Genomic DNA, 17,307 nt, shown 5'->3' with positions numbered 1-17,307 from the left:
CAGCAGGAGGCAGCACCCGCCCCTTGCACTTGGAGAAGAGCACCAGTGACGACGACCCCCGGCAACGACATAGCCCTGGCGCTGATCGCGCAGGACATCATGTTCTTGCGACGCTTCGCCCGCAGCATCACAGCCGCCCCACAACTGGCTGTCGTCCCGATCTTCTGCATGCACAACTACATGTGCCTGATCATCCACGAGTCCCACCGAGCGCTTCGCCACATCGCTCCCGACCTCTCGGACGCACTTGCCTACGACTACGCACCTGCCATCGAGCGCGCTCGGCAATCGGTCAAGCTATACGACGACAAGTACAAGGAACTGGACGACGTTGGCGCCGACTTCCGGCGCATCGTCGACGAGCACCGCGAGGAGTTCCTGAACAATACCTGGCTACCGCTGGCCCGGCCGCTGGAAAAGGACCTCGTCCTGTGGCGTTTTCGCGGCAGGCTCGTCTCCACCTCCCACACAGCCAGCTTCTTCCTCGCCTTCCCCCCGCAAGCTTTCAAGGATTCCGAGATGCTTGGCGCCAAACTCCACGCCATCGCCGTGGAACAGGGCAGCTATATCGCCACAGCGGCAGACGGACTTCCTTGGGAAGGACAGTCATTTTTCGACACCGTGCAGGAGACGGACCTGACCAAGACAGAGGTACGTGCAGAGAAGTATTACCGTCGAAGCTTCGATCCGATCCTGCCAGAGGAGATCAAGGCATCCCTGGCAGCCATGACCTGCGCGCTAAACACGACCAGTGTCCTCGTCACCGACGACCGCAACCCCTCCTCAGCGATCACCTTGTGGAAGCTGCGGTACATCACGCTCCACCACGCGCTCTCCAGTCTCCGCAAGCTTGATGAAGAGTACGGAGCCCAACTCCGCCCGCCGGACCGATCACTGCTGAAGGGCGTCCTCGACTCCCCGACAAGCAACCTGATTCTCCAGGCCCACGGAGGGTTCCGGAACACTTTGGTTCACTACCGCCCCTCATGGCACGTGCAAGAACGGCTTTCCCTCCAGGCGCCGCTCTACGGTCTCCTAGACGCCTATTTCTCTGTGGATGAAGCACAAGCGTTGTACGAGCAACTCGCGGACCACACGGCTCATGTTGCCAGCCGCATGAGCGCCTGGTGCGAAAACTAGGTAGCCGCCAAACTGCCATGCAGGTCTGTCCCAATCACCGATCCCTCCCTGGCCCGGGAACAAACCGCGGCGATGATCCGGCAGGAATACAGTGCAGGCCCCTGGCAGACCCTCCAGGTGGCTCTGGAACCGGTTCGGCCGCGTTCGAAACCGCCCGAACCGCCAGCGCTGAACGAAGGAGACGAGGGCTGTCGCCGCCGTCGTCGTCCGGTGGATGACTGCACCCGTGTCGCTGGCGAGGACGGCCGGAGTCGGCCTCAGCGACGTCGGGTCCACCTGACAGAAGCCGCCACGGCATGCCGACACGCTACCTGCGCCAGCAATATGCGCGAATACCGACTGGTGCACCCATCAGCAACCCCAGGGGCTGATGCTGACTGTTTGCTGACGAAAGCCCCGTCACCATGCTGCTGACCTGCGGAAACGTCCAGATGTCAGATGCAGGACTTGAAGAGAGTACGCAGCACTTTGGACTCCTGAGAGACGGCTCCCTGCCAGCTTTTTGCAGGTCAGGGGCGCCTTTCACTGTACATCGGGCAGCCTTCGAATCGAGGGCTCGGCCGCACCCCTCCCGTACGCCCGTACGCCCGTACGCCCGTACGCCCGTACGCCCGTACGCCGGGATATTCGGCCCCGAGGCGCACTCAGCGGTCCACGCGCTTCTCGTGCGGACCTGTGTCCGGGACCTCGCCCACCTCAGCCGCCGCGGGATCGAGTACGCGCGCCAGGAACGTCCGGGTCCGCTCGTGCTGCGGGTCACCCACCACACGTTCGGGCGTGCCCTCCTCGACGATCACTCCGTTGTCCATGAAGACCACCCGGTCGGCGACCTCGCGCGCGAAACTCATCTCATGGGTGACCACCAGCATCGTCATCCCCTCCTGGGCGAGCGAGCGCATCACCGCGAGTACGTCCCCGACCAGTTCGGGGTCGAGCGCGGAGGTCGGCTCGTCGAAGAGCATCAACTCGGGGTCCATGGACAGCGCCCGAGCGATAGCGACCCGCTGCTGCTGACCCCCGGAGAGCTGCGCCGGATAGGACCGCTCCTTGTCGACGAGGCCCACCCGCGCGAGGTTGGCCCGCGCGATGCGCTCGGCCTCATCCTTGCCGCGCCGCAGCACACGGCGCTGCGCGATGGTCAGGTTCTCCAGCGCCGTGAGGTGCGGAAAGAGGTTGAAGGACTGGAAGACCATGCCGATCCGACGGCGCACGCGATCGATGTCCACATCGGGATCGGTGACCTCCGTTCCGGCCACCGTCACCTTGCCCGACGTGGGCTGTTCCAGGAGGTTGACGCAGCGTAGCAGGGTCGACTTGCCGGAGCCCGAAGGGCCGATGACGCACACCACGTCACCGCTCCCGACCGTGAGGTCGACCCCCTTGAGCACCTCCAGATCGCCGAATGACTTGCGCAGCTCGCGCACCTCGATCGCCTGGCCCGAAAGTGCGGGCGCGTCGGGTGCCTTGTCCAGCTTCATGGTGCTCACCTGGCTTTCGCCGTACGGGCCTCGAGCCGCCGCACCAGATGGCCGAGCGGGAGGGTGATGACGAGATACAGCAGTCCGGCGATCAGGATCGGGGTCAGGCTCTTGTGCTCGTTCAGCGCGTCCCGGCCGAAGTTGGCCAACTCGAACTGGCCGAGCGAGAGGCCGAGCAGATACACCAGTGAGGAGTCCTTGGTGAGCAGGATCAGCTCGTTGGTCAGCGGCGGCAGCACGATCCGGAACGCCTGCGGCATCACGATCGACACCATCGCGCGCCCCGGTGACATGCCCAGCGAACGAGCGGCCTCCGTCTGCCCCTTGGGCACCGCCAGAATGCCCGCCCGGATCGTCTCGGCCATATAGGCGGCGCCCACCAGGCCCAGAGACAGCATCACCGTGACGCCCATGTCGAGCGCGACCTCGAAGGCCAGCGGCACGCCGAAGCCGAGCGCGATGAACACAAGCAGGGAGGGAACGCCGCGGAAGAACTCGATATAGGCGATCGCGATCCAGCGGTACGGGGGCACCGTGGACAGCCGCATCAGTGCCAGCACGATGCCGATCCCCAAGCCGAAGCCGAAGCCGAGCAGCGTGTAGTAGGCGGTGTTGACCAGTGCGGTGGTGATCACCTCGGGGAACAGCGCCTTGGCGATCTCCACGTCGAAGAACGCCTGGCGCAGCGTCCCCCAGTCGGCCACCAGCGCGAACACGGCCAGGGCGATGAACAGCACGGCGTACTGGACGCCGCGGTACAGCTGTGCCCGCCGCCGTCGGGACATGGACATACGCGCAGAACTCCTCTGGTCAGCCGTGTGAATGCTTGAGGTCAGCTCTGCGGAGTGGTGCCGAACCACTTCTTGTAGATCCTGTCGTAACTGCCGTCGGTCCGAGCCTCCTTGAGGACCTCGTTGACCTTCGTGCGCAGTGAGTCGTTGCCGGTGCGGAAGCCGAGCCCGTACTTCTCACCGGTGTCGAACTCCGCGGTCACCTCGGTGTCCGGGTTGTCCTTGATGTAATCGAAGAGCACGCCGTTGTCGTTGATGCCCGCGTCGACTTTTCCGGCCTTTACCGCGGTGAGCAGCAGGCCGACGTCCTCGTACTCCACGAGCTCGATGTCGAGGTCCTTGCTCTCCTTCTTGGCGTAGATACCGCCGGTGGTGGCCTTCTGGTAGCCGAGCTTCTTTCCCTTGAGGTCCTGGAACGTCTTGTAGGGCTTCCCCTTGATGGTGATCAGCGCCTGGGTGGCGTTGAAGTAGGGGTCCGAGAAGTCCATGACCTTGTCGCGCTCGTCGGTGATCGTCATGCCCGCGGCGGCCAGGTCGCACTTGCGGATGTTGAAGTCCTGGCCGGTTTCGATGCCCTCGAAGGGTGTGTTGACGATCTCCTGCTCGACCCCCAGTTCCTTGGCGATCAGGTCGACCAGATCCACGTCGAAACCGACGATCTTGCCGTCCTTCTTCGACTGGAACGGCGGATAGGGCAGATGCGTGCAGGTCTTGATCTTGCCGGACGAGACGAGCTTGATCCCGGCGGCGCCCTTGTCGCCGTCGCTGTCGGGCTTGGTGCTGGTGCAGCCCGCCATCAGCAGTCCGGCGACTGCGGTCAGGGCTATGGCAGCCACCGGGGAACGGACGGGCTTCGGGGGGCGAGCGGACACAGGACCTCCAGGGCAGGCTCGATCCAGGGCGCGATCGAGGTCAACAGCGCTGTGTGCTGCGCGAGTTGCCGTGCATCCTGCCACCGGCCAGGGCTCTTGTCCTGCCTTCGGGATTGGGTAGGAGCGTCGAGTAGTTCAATGGGCTTCTTCCAGGAGGCCCGCCGCGTGCGCGGTCCGCTGGTACAGCACGTAGCGCCCGTCTCGGACCTTGGTGACGAGGCGCGCGCGGTGCAGGGCGCTGAGGTGGTAGGAGACGGTGCCCGGGGTATATCCGGTCCGGGCGGCCAGTTCCGCGGTGGACCGGGCAGTTTCGAGGTCCGCCAGCAAGGCCGCTCGGGCGTTGCCGACCACTTGCGCGATCTTTCCGGACCTGCGATCCCGGTCGGCTCCGATCCGCTGGGCCGGGTAGTGGAAGACGCATTGCCCAGGGGTGTCGACCTGGATGATGACGGCGGGCCGGCCAAGCACGCTGGGGATGAGGACCAGGTCCCGGCCGACGACATCGAATTCGGCATCCCACGGCTTGGCGAGGGTGATCGCGTGGCCCGTCCAGGCCATGTCGGGGTGGAGTGTGCCGAGCGTCCGGCCGACGCCGTGGGTGGCGCCGGCTGCCGCGCGGTGGGCGATGTCCTGATTGATGATCGAGCGCAGTTCGGGCCAGCCCTCGGCCAAGGTGTCGCGCCAGAACCGGGCGAGACCGTTGGCGAGACGGCGCTGCATCTGCCCCGACTCCGCGATCCGGCGGGTGGTGGCCCGCAGCGGTCTGTTCCAGTGGGTCCGGGTGTGGGTGAAGACCTGGGTTTCGAGGTCGTCCTGCGCCACGGCCTCGATGTGCGCGATCTGCTCGTCGATCAGGTCGCGGCGCTGTGCGTCCGTTCCTGGCTGAGGGGTGAGCAGGTCAGGTCTGTAGGTGTCGCCGTTCCGCGGCAACAGGTCGACGAGCAGGGCGACATCGGGATGGGCAAGTGATGCTCGGGCGAGTGGTCCGGGATCCCCGAAGACCGGGTGCCGTCCCGACGCGGCGGTGAGTCTCAGCCACGCCACGGCTTCCGAAGCGGGAGAAGGCGCCAGCCGTGTCCTGGACACCGTATTGGCGTCTACACGCAGGGTGAGCACCGTCCCGACGCTAGCAGTCGTCGCGATGGATTTGAACCGGCTCGAATGCTTTCCGGCGCGAGGTTCCCCCGTGGTGAAGTCGTGTCGCCGAACAACGGCAGCAACGTTCACTCGAGGGACCTGGGAGTGATGGGCATGGTGAAGTTGAAGGACGCACCGAAGGTGAAGAGCCGCACGAGGAAGGTCGGCGTGGCCGTGACCGCAGCCGCGTCGGTTGCCGGGATGGCCTTCGCGGCGACACCCGCGACCGCCGCCGGCACCGCTGCCGCCGACATCTCGATCGTGTATGGGGCGAGTTACTACAAAGGCACGGCCACCTGGTCCAACCGGTCGGTGGGTATCGACGCCTCATTCAAGGCCAGCAATTGTCGGCGGGTCTACGCGCGGGCGTTCGCCGGAAGCACCTCACTGGACTTCAAGAGCAGCAGCACCTGGTGCAATCGATCCGGGCCGGCGGACTTCACCCTTATCGCGGACGTCGTCGGGGGGTCCGACAACATCTGGGTCTACATGACCGACGAAAACCAGAAGTACCTCGACGGGCAGACCTGTTACCGCGCCGGCTACTGCATCGACGGCCTGCACTAGTACTGCGGACCGCGGCTTCGCCGAAGCCGCGGTCGCGCTCCCGCAGTCCCCATCCTGGAGATTCGCATGAAGACTCATCTCGCCGCCGCCCTCGGTTCCGTCGTGCTGACCGCGGGCACCTTGCTGGGCGCTCCCGCCGCCGGCGCGCAGACAGCCCCCTACCCGAGCACCCCTTTCGACATCACGATCGGCGCCAGCTCCGTCCGCGGGACCCTGACGTGGCGCGACCGGTCGGTCGGGGCCGCTGGAACACACCGGGTCGTCGGCTGCGGCAGGGTGTGGTTCAGCACGTACGGTGCCTCTGGCAACGAACTCGGCACTTGGAGCAGCCGCACTCGGTGCGACGGGACATACCAGTTCAATGCCGAATTGCCCGCGGATGTGCCCGGCGGGGCGACGTCCGTCAGGATCTGCCTTGATGCGAACTCGACACTCAAGTGCGGGTGGTACAACCGGCCCTGATGCGTCCGCACCACACCCGAACGCCCCGCTGCTGTTGGCACGCGCGCGCCGATGTGGTTTTGCTGGGGGCGAGTGCGCGTCCGGAGGGCGAGGTGCGCGTCGCGCGGGGGTCGACCGGTCGCCTCCGCATGACGCCGCACGACCGGGGAACCCGCGCGCGGGAAGCCGCGATCACCGCGGCTTCGAACGACAGCCGCCGCGAGGAGAGAGTGATGCGGGCACTGACGTGGCACGGCAGGCGCGATGTACGGGTCGAGACCGTGCCGGACCCGGTACTGAAGGAACCGACGGACGTGATCGTCCGGGTGACGTCCACGGGCATCTGCGGTTCGGACCTGCACCTGTACGAGGTGATGGGCCCCTATCTGGACGCCGGTGACATCCTCGGTCACGAGCCCATGGGCATCGTCGAGGAGATCGGCTCCGGTGTCACGGAGCTGGCGGTGGGCGACCGGGTCGTCGTGCCGTTCAACGTCTCGTGCGGCGACTGCTTCATGTGCGACGCCGGACTGCACTCCCAGTGCGAGACGACACAGAACCGCGAGCAGGGCACGGGCGCCTCGCTCTTCGGCTACACCAAGCTGTACGGCCAGGTGCCCGGCGGTCAGGCGGAGCTGTTGCGCGTGCCCTTCGGCAACACGCTTCCCATCAAGGTTCCCGAGGGCCCGCCCGACGACCGGTTCGTCTACCTCTCCGACGTGCTGCCCACCGCGTGGCAGGCCGTGGAGTACGCCGCGATCCCGCCCGGCGGCACCGTGACGGTGCTCGGTCTCGGGCCGATCGGCGCGATGGCCGCCCGTATCGCCCTGCACCGCGGGGCGAGCCTGGTGGTGGGCGTCGACCTCGTCCCCGAACGGCTGAGCCGCGCCTCCCGGGACGGGGTCAAGGCGCTGGACCTGCGCCGGTACGGCAAGGACATCGGCGAGGCGGTGCGCGAGCTGACCAAGGGCCGCGGGACTGACGCCGTCATCGACGCCGTCGGCATGGAGGCGCATGGCGCGCCGCTGGTCAAGGCCGCGCAGTGGGGCGTGGGGATGCTGCCCGACGCCGTCGGCGCGAAGGTCATGGGGAAGGTGGGCGTCGACCGCCTCGGCGCCCTGTACGCGGCGATCGACATCGTCCGCCGCGGCGGCACGATCTCGCTCTCCGGTGTCTACGGCGGGGCCGCGGATCCGCTGCCGCTCCTGACGATGTTCGACAAGCAGCTCCAGCTGCGCATGGGCCAGGCCAACGTCAAGCGCTGGGTCGACGACATCCTGCCGCTGCTGACCGACGAGGACCCGCTCGGCGTCGACGGCTTCGCGACCCACCACCTCTCCCTGGAGGAGGGCCCCAAGGCGTACGAGACGTTCCAGGCGAAGGAAGACAGCATGATCAAAACCCTTCTCCGACCGTGACCGCGCCAGCCATCCGACCGTGACCGACTCCGACCGTGACCGAGCCAACCAAGGAGATCCCAGTGCGCCAGGCATCAGCTCCCCGCGGCCGGGCCCTCGACGATCTGAGCGGGCGGTCGGCCGTCGTGACCGGCGGTTCGCGCGGTCTCGGCCTCCTCATGGCGGACCGGCTGACCTCCCGGGGCTGCGCCGTCACGCTCGCCGCGCGCGACGGCGAGGAACTGGAGCGGGCGCGCGCCAAGCTGCTGCGCCGACAGCCGCGGGCCAGGGTGCGTACGGCGGTCTGCGACGTACGGGAGCAGGCGGCCGTGCGGGAGCTGTTCGCCTCGGCCGACAGCGACTGCGGCGGCGTCGACCTCGTCATCGCGAACGCGGGCATCATCCAGGTCGCCCCGCTGGAGTCGCTGCGCGCCGAGGACTTCGACGACGCGATGCGGTCGATCTTCCAGGGCGCCCTGCACGCCTCGCTGGAAGCCCTCCCCTACCTCAGGGACAGCCCCGGCGGCGGGCGGCTGGCGCTGATCTCCTCCGTGGGCGGGCTCCTCGGCGTTCCGCATCTGCTGCCCTACGCCTGCGCCAAGGCCGCGGTCGGCACGCTCGCGGAGGGACTGCGGGCCGAGACCTCGGGGTCCGGGGTGAGTGTGACGGCCGTATACCCCGGTCTGATGCGCACCGGATCGCATCTGCACGCCGAGTTCGGCGGCGCGCAGGACCAGGAGTACGGGTGGTTCTCCACGCTGGCGGGCGCCCCGCTGGTGTCGATGAACGCGCAGCGCGCCGCCGAGCGGATCGTGCGGGCCACCGTCCGGCGCCGGGCCCGCCTCGTGCTCACCCCCGGGGCGCGCGTCGCCGATCTGGCGCACGGGCTCGCCCCGGCGACGACCACCCGGCTGAGCGGTGTCGCCGCCCGGTTCCTGCCCGCGGCGCCCGCTCACCCCCGGGGCATGCGGGAGGGCAAGGACATCGACCCGCCGCGGGGGCCGGTGACCGGCACCGTCCAGCGGGCCGGGAGCGCGATGAACGAACGGGCCGCCGACGCATACAACGAGCGGGACGGGGACACCCCAAAGGGGTGAGCCCGGCGTCCGGGCACAGGGGGGCCGAAACTGGGCGATATGCCCGAAAGGAGGCCCCGGAGCACGCACTGTCTCCGGTGGCCATGAGAGAGCGAGGTCACCATGCCGGCTGGATCCAGCAACAAGCGTGAGCGTCAGTACGAGCACATCAAGGAGAGCGCCGAGGACCGCGGAGCCTCCAAGAGCCGGGCCAAGGAGATCGCGGCCCGGACGGTCAACAAGGAGCGGGCCCGCTCGGGCGAGTCCAAGACCGCGAGCAGGACGTCGACAAAGGACCCGAAGTCCGCGCCGCAGCGCGGTGGCGAGCGCTCGCACAGCGGCGCCCAGGGCCCCACGAAGGACCAGCTCTACGAAGAGGCCAAGAAGAAGAACATCGACGGCCGCTCGTCGATGAACAAGCAGCAGCTGAAGAAGGCGCTCGGCCGCTGACGAGCCGCGACAAGCGCGGGGCCCGCGGCGGTTCGGCCGCCGTGGGCCCCTTCAGTGGGGGCGGGCCGCGGGCAGTTCCACGGTGATGCGGAGCCCGCCGTCGGGGCGCGGGGTGAGGGTGAGCGTTCCGTCGTGCGCCCGGGTGATGGTCTCGACGATCGCCAGGCCCAGGCCGACGCCCGCGCCGTCGGCGTGGACGCGCCGGGTGCCGCGCAGGAACGGTTCGGTCAGCGTCGAGGTCAGCTCCGGGGTCAGCTTCTCGCCGGTGTTCTCGACGGTGAGTACCACCGTCTCGGGATGGGCGCCGGTCTGGACTCCGGTATGGACCCGCACCATGCCCCGCTCGGGCAGGTTGTGGACGATCGCGTTGTGCACGAGGTTCGTGGCCAGCTGCAGCAGGAGCGCCTGCGATCCGCTCGTGCGGGCGAGGTCACCGCTGGTCTCCAGGGTGACGCCGTGCCGCTCCGCGAGAGGGAGGAGCGTTTCGGCGGCTTCTTCGGCGACGAGGGACAGGTCGACGTGCTCGCGGGTGAAGGACCGCTGGTCGGCGCGGCTGAGCAGGAGCAGCGCCTCGGTGAGGCCGATGGCGCGGGTGTTGACGGCGTGGAGGCGGTCGAGGAGTTCGCCGGTGTCGTGGTCCGGATCGGTGCGGGCCACGTCGATCAGGGCCTTCGAGATCGCCAGCGGGGTGCGCAGCTCGTGAGAGGCGTTGGCCGCGAACCGCCGCTGTTCGCCGACGTGTGCTTCCAGTCGTACGAGCATCATGTCGAAGGCGTCGGCGAGTTCGCGGAACTCGTCCTTGCGGCCCGGCAGTTGGATGCGGTGGGAGAGTGAGCCGTGGGTCGCCGTGCGGGTGGCCTCCGTGATCCGGGTCAGCGGGGCGAGCATGCGGCCGGCGAGGATCCATCCGCCGAGCAGGCCGAATACCAGCAGGAACGCCAGTACGGCCGCTGCCGCCGGGGCGAAGCTGTGCACGAGGAGCTGGCGGTTGGGGTTCTCGTGGAGAAGCCGGCGGTCCCAGTCGTCGGGGACGTTGCGCAGGAGGAACACCCACACGGTGGCGAGCAGCATGGCGCCCGCGACCATGAGGAACCCGGCGTAGCTGAGGGTGAGTTTGACGCGCACGCTCAGCCCGGGCGCCCTATCCACGCCCGCCTCCCTGAACTCCGGTGCCGGGGGCGGTGTCGATGCGGTAGCCGACGCCCGGCACGGTGGCGATGATCCAGGGCTCGCCGAGCCGTTTGCGCAGTGCCGAGACGGTGATGCGCACGGCGTTGGTGAACGGGTCGGCGTTCGCGTCCCACGCGCGTTCCAGAAGTTCCTCGGCGCTGACCACACCGCCTTCGGCGGCGACCAGGACTTCGAGCACGGCGAACTGCTTCCTGGTCAGCGCGACATAGCGGCCGTCCCGGTAGACCTCGCGGCGGAACGGGTCGAGCCGCAGATCCGCGATCTCCCGCACGGGCGGTCTGCTGTGGGCGCGTCTGCGGTCGAGCGCCCTGAGCCTGAGGGCGAGTTCCTGGAGGGCGAAGGGCTTCGTGAGGTAGTCGTCGGCGCCGAGTTCGAACCCGGACGCCTTGTCGTCGAGGCGGTCGGCGGCGGTGAGCATGAGGATCGGCATGCCGCTTCCGGAGGCGACGATGCGTGCCGCGATCTCGTCGCCGTTCGGTCCGGGGATGTCGCGGTCGAGGACGGCGATGTCGTAGGCGTTGACGCTCAGCATTTCCAGCGCCGTACGCCCGTCCCCCGCGATGTCGGCGGCGATCGCTTCCAGGCGCAGGCCGTCGCGGATGGCTTCCGCCAGAAAGGGTTCGTCCTCGACGATCAGCACGCGCATGGTCCCGATGCTACGAGCCCGCGCATATCGCCGGCGTATCGAAAATCCCATACGGGCCGGCAACACCGCGCTGCCTTGACTGACGGCATGAATCAGCCCTCGCCATCAGCGCGGATCCCGGTCCGCCCCCTTCACCGGCGTCTTGTCGTCGGCGTGACAGCCGTCATCGCGGCGATCGCCGCGACCCTTGGCCATCAGGCACAGAACTCCTCGTCCTCCCGTCCCTCCTCCCATTCCCCTTCCTTCTCGGCTGCCCCGCCCTCGAAATTCGCCGACGGTGCCGTCCCCGACGGCACCACGGTCTTCGACGAGGAGATTCCGGCCGTGGCCAAGCTCGATCCGGAATTACGCAAGGCCCTTCGCAGGGCCGCGGAGAAAGCCGCGAACGACGGAGTCTCCCTCTACGTCAACGGCGGCTGGCGTTCCCCGCGATACCAGGAGCGGCTGCTGCGCGAGGCGATCGCCAAGTACGGGTCCGAAGCCGAGGCCGCCCGTTGGGTGGCCACCGCGAAGACGTCACCCCATGTGTCGGGGGAGGCGGTCGACATCGGACGCTCCCCCGCGACGGCGTGGCTTTCCGGGCACGGCGCCGCGTACGGACTCTGTCAGATCTACCGGAACGAACCCTGGCACTACGAGCTGCGGCCCGAAGCGACCGACCGCGGTTGCCCGCAGATGTACGCCGACCCCACCCAGGACCCGAGGATGCAGAAGTGATCGGTAGCGAGCAGGAAGAGGCGATCGTGCACGCCGAGACGGCGGAGCCGACCAGTCAGGCTGGACCCGGACCCTGGCGGCGCGGCCCGGTGTTCGCGGTGCTCGCGCTGCTGCTGGGTCTGCTCATGCTGCTGCACGCCCAGATCACGGACCGCGGGGGCGTCGGCAGTCTGGTGGAGACCTTCCTGCCGTGGTTCGGCCTGGGCATCCCGGTGCTCCTGGCCGGGGCGCTGTGGCGCCGCTCCGCCTCCGCGCTGGTCGCGCTGCTGCTGCCGGTCGCGGTGTGGCTGAGCCTCTTCGGCGGGCTGCTCACCGACAAGTCCCGCCCGGGCGGCGACCTCACCGTGGTCAGCCACAACGTCGGCGCCGAGAACCCCGACCCGGCGGGCACCGCCCGTGACCTGGCCGCCTCCGGCGCTGACGTGCTCGCCCTCCAGGAGATCACCGCGCGGGCGAAGCCGGTGTACGAGAAGGAGCTGGCGAAGGCGTATCCGCACCACACCGTGCGGGGCACGGTCGGGCTGTGGAGCAAGCTGCCGCTCTCGGACACCCGGCCGGTCGACACCCTGATGGACTACGGGCCGCTGGCGGCCACCAAGCCGGCCGCCGTCAAGATGGCCTACAACCGGGCGTTGCGCACCACGGTGGCCACCGACGAGGGCCCGCTCGCGGTGTACGTGGCCCACCTCGGCTCGGTGCGGCTGCTTCCCCAGGACGGGTTCGGGACGGGCGGCAGGGACCGCGGCGCGCAGGCGCTCACCAAGGCCATCGCCGCCGAGCGCAACGAACGGGTGGTGCTGCTCGGTGACTTGAACGGCACCATGGAGGACCGCGCGTTCGCCGGCCTCACCTCGCAACTGCGCTCGGCCCAGGACTCGGCCGGGGACGGCTTCGGCTTCAGCTGGCCGGCGAGGTTCCCGGTGGCGCGGATCGACCAGATCCTGGTCCGGGGCGTGGAGCCGCGCAGCGCGTGGGTACTGCCGGCCACCGGCAGCGATCACCGGCCGGTGGCGGCGGGAATCAGCGGCTGACCACCGCGCGAAACCGACGAAACTCTGGGTGAATTATGTGGCGGTTTCGTGGGACTCGCAGCGGAGCCGGAACCACCGACCAGGAGATGCCATGCGTGCCGTTACCGTCCGCCCTTCGACCGCCCGCTCCCTGGAGGTGCGCGACGTGCCCGACCCGGTCCCCGGCGACGGCGAGCTGCTGGTGGACGGGCTGGCGGTCGGCGTGTGCGGGACCGACAAGGAGATCGCCGCGGGCGAGTACGGGTGGGCGCCGCCCGGCGAGGACCGTCTTGTCATCGGCCACGAATCGCTCGGCCGGGTGCGCGAGGCACCGTCGGGCAGCGGGTTCACGGCCGGTGACCTGGTGGTCGGAGTGGTGCGCCGCCCGGACCCGCAGCCGTGCGGGGCCTGCGCGCGCGGCGAGTTCGACATGTGCCGCAACGGCCGCTACACCGAGCGCGGAATCAAGGAGCGCCACGGCTACGCGAGCCGGTCGTGGACCGTGGAGAGCGATTATGCGGTCAGGCTCGACCCCGGCCTGGAGACGGTCGGGGTGCTGCTCGAGCCGACCACCGTGGTGGCCAAGGCGTGGGAGCAGGTGGAGCGGGTCGGCGGCCGCGCCTGGTTCCAGCCGCGGCGGGTGCTGGTCACCGGGGCGGGCCCGATCGGTCTGCTCGCCGCGCTGCTCGGCGTGCAGCGCGGTCTGGACGTACACGTGCTCGACCGTGTCACCCAGGGGCCGAAGCCGGACCTGGTCACGGGCCTCGGGGCGACCTACCACAGCGAGGACATCGCCGAGGTGACCTCCGCGCTCCAGCCCGACGTGGTGATCGAGGCCACCGGCGCGGGCTCCGTCGTCTTCGAGGCGATGGGGGGCACCGCGACCTACGGCGTCGTGTGCCTGACCGGCGTCTCACCCACGGGACGGCGGCTGTCGGTGGACGCCGGCTCGATCAACCGGGACCTGGTCCTGGAGAACGACGCGGTCGTCGGCTCGGTCAACGCCAACCTCCGCCACTACCACCAGGGCGCCGAGGCCCTGGCGAAGGCGGACCGCGCCTGGCTGGAACGGATGATCACCAGGCGCGTACCGCTGGAGCGTGCCGAGGAGGCCTTCACCGAGCAGGACGACGACATCAAGGTCGTCGTCACCCTCGACTGAACTTGGTCCTCAGGCTGTGCGCAAGGCGCGCCTGGCGGGTGGCGACATCGACGGTGTACGCGTCCACGGTCATCGCCCGCTCGGACACCCTCAGGACCATGAAGCCGTGGTCGGAGAAGTTCTGCCAGCTCGCGGGGTGCCCGAAGTGGGCTTTGCCGTCACCGGACTTGGCGGCGGCCCCGCAGACGATCTGCCGGGTGCCGCCGGTGCGGGTGGTGGGCTCCAGGATCTGGAGCGTGTGGTCGTGCCCGGAGAGGATCAGGTCTGCTCTGCCGCACACCACCTCCTCGTACAGCTCCTTGAGGTGGATGCCGCTGGTGTAGTGGCCGATCTCGAAGCCGTCGTACGAACCGGCGCTGCCGTGCTTGCCGTTGTTGAGGTACGGGTGGTGGCCGAGGACGATCTTCCAGCGTGCCCGTGACGCCTTGAGCGCGCCGTCCAGCCAGCGGCGCTGCTCGCGCATGTAGGGGCCGTTCCACCGGTAGTGCGGGTCGAGTTGGGCGACGTAGGAGGCGACGGGGTTGGTGTCGATGGCGAAGAACTCCACCAGCGGATCACCCTCGCGGGCGGCGGGCAGGGCCACGTTGTAGTAGCGGCCCGGCATGTACCAGCGGGGTGACGCCTTGGCGTACGCGACCTCCCGGTCGCCGCGTGAGGGGTCGCCGCCGCTGCCCGGGATGAGACCGGAGCAGTCGTGGTTGCCGAGGACCATCAGCCAGGGGATGTCCACACCGGAGTTGGGGTCCTCGAACTTGGTGCGGAACTCCGAGTCGTCGGCGGACTCGGGGCCGTTCTCGTAGATGTTGTCGCCGAGGCCCACCGCGAGGCCGACCCCTTCGGCGCGGCAGACCTCGCGCGCCGCCGCGGCCACCGCGTGCTGCGCCTCCTCGCCGGTGCCCGCGTCGCCGGTGAGGAGCACCGCGTACTCCCCCGACCTGCCGGGGCCGGCCGGCAGCGGGAACTTCCCCGTGCGGGCGGCCGCCGCCGCGGGGGCCTGCGCCCCGCCCGGCAGGACCGTCAGCGCCGCGGCCCCCGCGACCACACCGCCGAGCACGGTCCGCCGCCGGGGCGCCCGCATCTCCCGGACCCGCTCCCCCACCGGCCCTTCGGCGAGCGCCGGGTCCGCCCGCAGCCACTGGTCCTCCGTCATGTCCGCGCTCGGCGGTATCAACTCGTCGTCACACATGGGGGGTTTCTCTCACGGCGGGGCGTGTGACGGGTGGGGAAACGATGAACTCCTGGTGGACGTCGTGAGCCCCCTTGGCGAACTGCGTGCGGTACAGCTCCGCGTACCGTCCCTCCAGCGCGAGCAGTTCCTCGTGCGTACCGCGCTCCACGATCCGGCCTGCCTCGACGACGAGGATCTGGTCGGCGGAGCGCACCGTGGAGAGCCGGTGGGCGATCACCACGGCGGTGCGTCCCGCAAGGGCCTCGCCGAGCGCTTCCTGGACGGCGGCCTCCGAGGTGTTGTCCAGATGGGCCGTCGCCTCGTCGAGGATGACGACCCGCTGGCGGGCCAGGAGCAGCCGGGCGATGGTCATCCGCTGCCGCTCACCGCCGGAGAGCCGGTAGCCGCGCTCGCCGACCACCGTGTCGAGCCCGTCGGGCAGGGAGCGCACGAGGTCTTCGAGCCGGGAGCGCCGCAGCACGTCCCAGAGTTCGTCCTCGGTCGCGCCGGGCCTCGCGAGGAGCAGATTGTCGCGGACGGACTCGTGGAAGAGGTGGCCGTCCTGGGTGACCATGCCAAGGGTGGCCCGCATGGACTCGGCGGTCAGGTCGCGTACGTCGACGCCGCCGATCCGCACGCTCCCCTCGTCGGTGTCGTACAGCCGCGGCAGCAGTTGCGCGATGGTCGACTTGCCCGCTCCGGAGGAGCCGACGAGCGCGATGGTCTGGCCGGGTTCGGCGCGGAACGACACGCCGTGCAGGACCTCGTCGCCGCCTCGGGTGTCGAGTGTGCCGACCTCTTCGAGGGAGGCGAGGGAGACCTTGTCTGCGGCGGGGTAGCCGAAGCGGACGTTGTCGAACTCGACGGCCACGGGGCCTTCGGGGACGGGCACCGCGTCCTTCTTCTCCTCGATGAGCGGCTTGAGGTCGAGGATCTCGAAGACCCGCTCGAAGCTGACGAGCGCGCTCATGACCTCGACGCGCGCTCCCGCGAGGGACGTCAGCGGCGCGTAGAGCCGGGTGAGCAGCAGGGCGAGCGAGACGATGGCGCCCGCCTTCAGCGTGCCCTCCAGGGCGAAGTACCCGCCGAGGCCGTAGACCAGGGCGAGGGCGAGCGCCGAGACCAGGGTGAGCGCGGTGATGAAGGCGGACTGCGTCATGGCGGTGCGTACGCCGATGTCACGCACCCGGTGGGCCCGCGCGGCGAACTCGGCGGACTCGTCGCCGGGCCGGCCGAAGAGCTTGATGAGGGTGGCGCCGGGCGCCGAGAAGCGCTCGGTCATCCGGGTGCCCATGGCGGCGTTGTGGTGGGCGGCCTCCCGCTGGAGCCTGGCCATCTTCGCGCCCATGCGGCGGGCGGGCACGACGAACACGGGGAGCAAAGCCAGCGCAAGGAGAGTGATCTGCCACGAAAGAGTGAGCATGACGACGAGGGTGAGCAGCAGGGTGACGATATTGCCGACGACCCCGGAGAGGGTGTTGCTGAAGGCGCGCTGCGCGCCGATCACGTCGTTGTTGAGGCGGCTGACCAGCGCCCCGGTGCGGGTGCGGGTGAAGAAGGCGACGGGCATGCGCTGGACGTGGTCGAAGACGGCGGTCCGCAGGTCGAGGATGAGCCCTTCACCGAGGTTCGCCGAGAGCCAGCGGCTCAGCAGTCCGATCCCGGCCTCGGCGAGGGCGATGGCGGCGATCAGCAGGGCGTAGCGCACGACGGTGGCGGAGTCGGCTCCGGAGACGATGGCGTTGACGACTTTCCCCGCCAGTACGGGAGTCGCGACGGCCAGCAGTGCGGTGACGACGCTCAGCAGCACGAACTGCCAGATGCGTTTGCGGTGGGGCCGCGCGAAGGCGCCGATGCGGCGCAGCGTGGCACGGGCGAAGGGGCGGCGGTCCTGCTGTGCGTGCATGACGCTGTACAGCTGGTTCCATGCGGTGGTTTCCATGCTCATGGGTGGAACGTTATGACCTCAACCAAACTTGAGGTCAATGGTTCACCCGCCCGCTGCACACTCCTCGCTCCCGCCCCGTCGCGTCTGTTGACCGGTATGTATCGGAAACGTACTTT

At 69.1% G+C, this 17,307-nt stretch carries 17 protein-coding genes; 9 read left to right on the top strand and 8 right to left on the bottom strand.

The window, feature by feature from the left end; translation table 11 throughout:
• Positions 1-45 precede the first annotated feature (45 nt).
• Positions 46-1,140 carry a hypothetical protein gene (locus GKQ77_RS00925; RefSeq protein ID WP_125540961.1) on the top strand — a complete coding sequence of 365 codons (1,095 nt, stop codon included), beginning with the start codon at positions 46-48 and terminating at the stop codon, positions 1,138-1,140.
• Between the two features lie 644 nt (positions 1,141-1,784).
• Here the strand turns inward: GKQ77_RS00925 and GKQ77_RS00920 are convergent.
• The 4 genes from GKQ77_RS00920 to GKQ77_RS00905 all read right to left on the bottom strand — a co-directional run bounded on the left by GKQ77_RS00920 (position 1,785) and on the right by GKQ77_RS00905 (position 5,325).
• Entirely contained in the window at positions 1,785-2,618 is an 834-nt protein-coding gene (locus tag GKQ77_RS00920; RefSeq protein WP_219686645.1) for an amino acid ABC transporter ATP-binding protein, read from the bottom strand.
• A 5-nt stretch (positions 2,619-2,623) separates the two neighbouring features.
• Entirely contained in the window at positions 2,624-3,409 is a 786-nt protein-coding gene (locus GKQ77_RS00915) for an amino acid ABC transporter permease (RefSeq protein ID WP_219686644.1), read from the bottom strand.
• Positions 3,410-3,450: 41 nt separating this feature from the next.
• Positions 3,451-4,206 (bottom strand): ABC transporter substrate-binding protein, encoded by a 756-nt coding sequence (locus GKQ77_RS00910; protein WP_219686667.1) that lies wholly within the window; start codon positions 4,204-4,206, stop codon positions 3,451-3,453.
• Between the two features lie 210 nt (positions 4,207-4,416).
• The gene (locus tag GKQ77_RS00905) at positions 4,417-5,325 is read right to left on the bottom strand and encodes a DUF5937 family protein (RefSeq protein WP_219686643.1); all 909 of its coding nucleotides are present in this window, start codon (positions 5,323-5,325) and stop codon (positions 4,417-4,419) included.
• Positions 5,326-5,478: 153 nt separating this feature from the next.
• Here GKQ77_RS00905 and GKQ77_RS00900 point away from each other — a divergent pair, with 153 nt between their 5' ends.
• From GKQ77_RS00900 to GKQ77_RS00880, 5 genes are all read left to right on the top strand, one after another.
• Positions 5,479-5,985, top strand: coding sequence for a hypothetical protein (locus GKQ77_RS00900; RefSeq protein WP_219686642.1), 507 nt, complete (start codon positions 5,479-5,481; stop codon positions 5,983-5,985).
• 66 nt (positions 5,986-6,051) lie between these two features.
• On the top strand, positions 6,052-6,447 hold the full coding sequence (locus GKQ77_RS00895) for a hypothetical protein (protein WP_219686641.1): 396 nt from the start codon (positions 6,052-6,054) through the stop codon (positions 6,445-6,447).
• 212 nt (positions 6,448-6,659) lie between these two features.
• Positions 6,660-7,844: an alcohol dehydrogenase catalytic domain-containing protein gene (locus GKQ77_RS00890; RefSeq protein WP_219686640.1), complete on the top strand. Its 1,185-nt coding sequence runs from the start codon at positions 6,660-6,662 to the stop codon at positions 7,842-7,844.
• 62 nt (positions 7,845-7,906) lie between these two features.
• A complete protein-coding gene (locus GKQ77_RS00885; protein ID WP_308117502.1) occupies positions 7,907-8,920 on the top strand; it encodes an SDR family NAD(P)-dependent oxidoreductase in 1,014 nt (337 codons plus the stop codon).
• 102 nt (positions 8,921-9,022) lie between these two features.
• Positions 9,023-9,349 carry a plasmid stabilization protein gene (locus GKQ77_RS00880; protein ID WP_219686639.1) on the top strand — a complete coding sequence of 109 codons (327 nt, stop codon included), beginning with the start codon at positions 9,023-9,025 and terminating at the stop codon, positions 9,347-9,349.
• 51 nt (positions 9,350-9,400) lie between these two features.
• Here GKQ77_RS00880 and GKQ77_RS00875 read toward each other — a convergent pair whose 3' ends face one another.
• On the bottom strand, positions 9,401-10,498 hold the full coding sequence (locus GKQ77_RS00875) for a sensor histidine kinase (protein ID WP_219686638.1): 1,098 nt from the start codon (positions 10,496-10,498) through the stop codon (positions 9,401-9,403).
• On the bottom strand, positions 10,491-11,186 hold the full coding sequence (locus GKQ77_RS00870) for a response regulator transcription factor (RefSeq protein WP_219686637.1): 696 nt from the start codon (positions 11,184-11,186) through the stop codon (positions 10,491-10,493). Before GKQ77_RS00870 ends, GKQ77_RS00875 begins: the two co-directional genes overlap by 8 nt.
• Before the next feature lie 87 nt (positions 11,187-11,273).
• Here GKQ77_RS00870 and GKQ77_RS00865 point away from each other — a divergent pair, with 87 nt between their 5' ends.
• The 3 genes from GKQ77_RS00865 to GKQ77_RS00855 all read left to right on the top strand — a co-directional run bounded on the left by GKQ77_RS00865 (position 11,274) and on the right by GKQ77_RS00855 (position 14,075).
• Positions 11,274-11,903, top strand: a complete 630-nt coding sequence (locus GKQ77_RS00865; protein WP_219686636.1) for a M15 family metallopeptidase — start codon at positions 11,274-11,276, stop codon at positions 11,901-11,903.
• Positions 11,904-11,929: 26 nt separating this feature from the next.
• Complete coding sequence (locus GKQ77_RS00860; RefSeq protein WP_308117503.1) at positions 11,930-12,934, top strand: endonuclease/exonuclease/phosphatase family protein; 1,005 nt, start codon at positions 11,930-11,932, stop codon at positions 12,932-12,934.
• A gap of 91 nt (positions 12,935-13,025) precedes the next feature.
• Positions 13,026-14,075: a glucose 1-dehydrogenase gene (locus GKQ77_RS00855; RefSeq protein WP_219686635.1), complete on the top strand. Its 1,050-nt coding sequence runs from the start codon at positions 13,026-13,028 to the stop codon at positions 14,073-14,075.
• On the opposite strand, the gene GKQ77_RS00850 is transcribed toward GKQ77_RS00855, so the two are convergent.
• Together GKQ77_RS00850 and GKQ77_RS00845 are read right to left on the bottom strand one after the other, a co-directional pair.
• Positions 14,062-15,261: a metallophosphoesterase gene (locus GKQ77_RS00850; RefSeq protein WP_219686634.1), complete on the bottom strand. Its 1,200-nt coding sequence runs from the start codon at positions 15,259-15,261 to the stop codon at positions 14,062-14,064. The two genes, GKQ77_RS00855 and GKQ77_RS00850, sit on opposite strands and share 14 nt — an antisense overlap.
• Entirely contained in the window at positions 15,254-17,191 is a 1,938-nt protein-coding gene (locus GKQ77_RS00845; protein ID WP_219686633.1) for an ABC transporter ATP-binding protein, read from the bottom strand. Before GKQ77_RS00845 ends, GKQ77_RS00850 begins: the two co-directional genes overlap by 8 nt.
• Positions 17,192-17,307: the final 116 nt, after the last annotated feature.

The organism is Streptomyces anatolicus (assembly GCF_019400875.1).
Lineage (GTDB): Bacteria > Actinomycetota > Actinomycetes > Streptomycetales > Streptomycetaceae > Streptomyces > Streptomyces anatolicus.
Note: the sequence above shows the minus strand (reverse complement) of the source record. Positions and strands in the feature narration are given on the sequence as shown.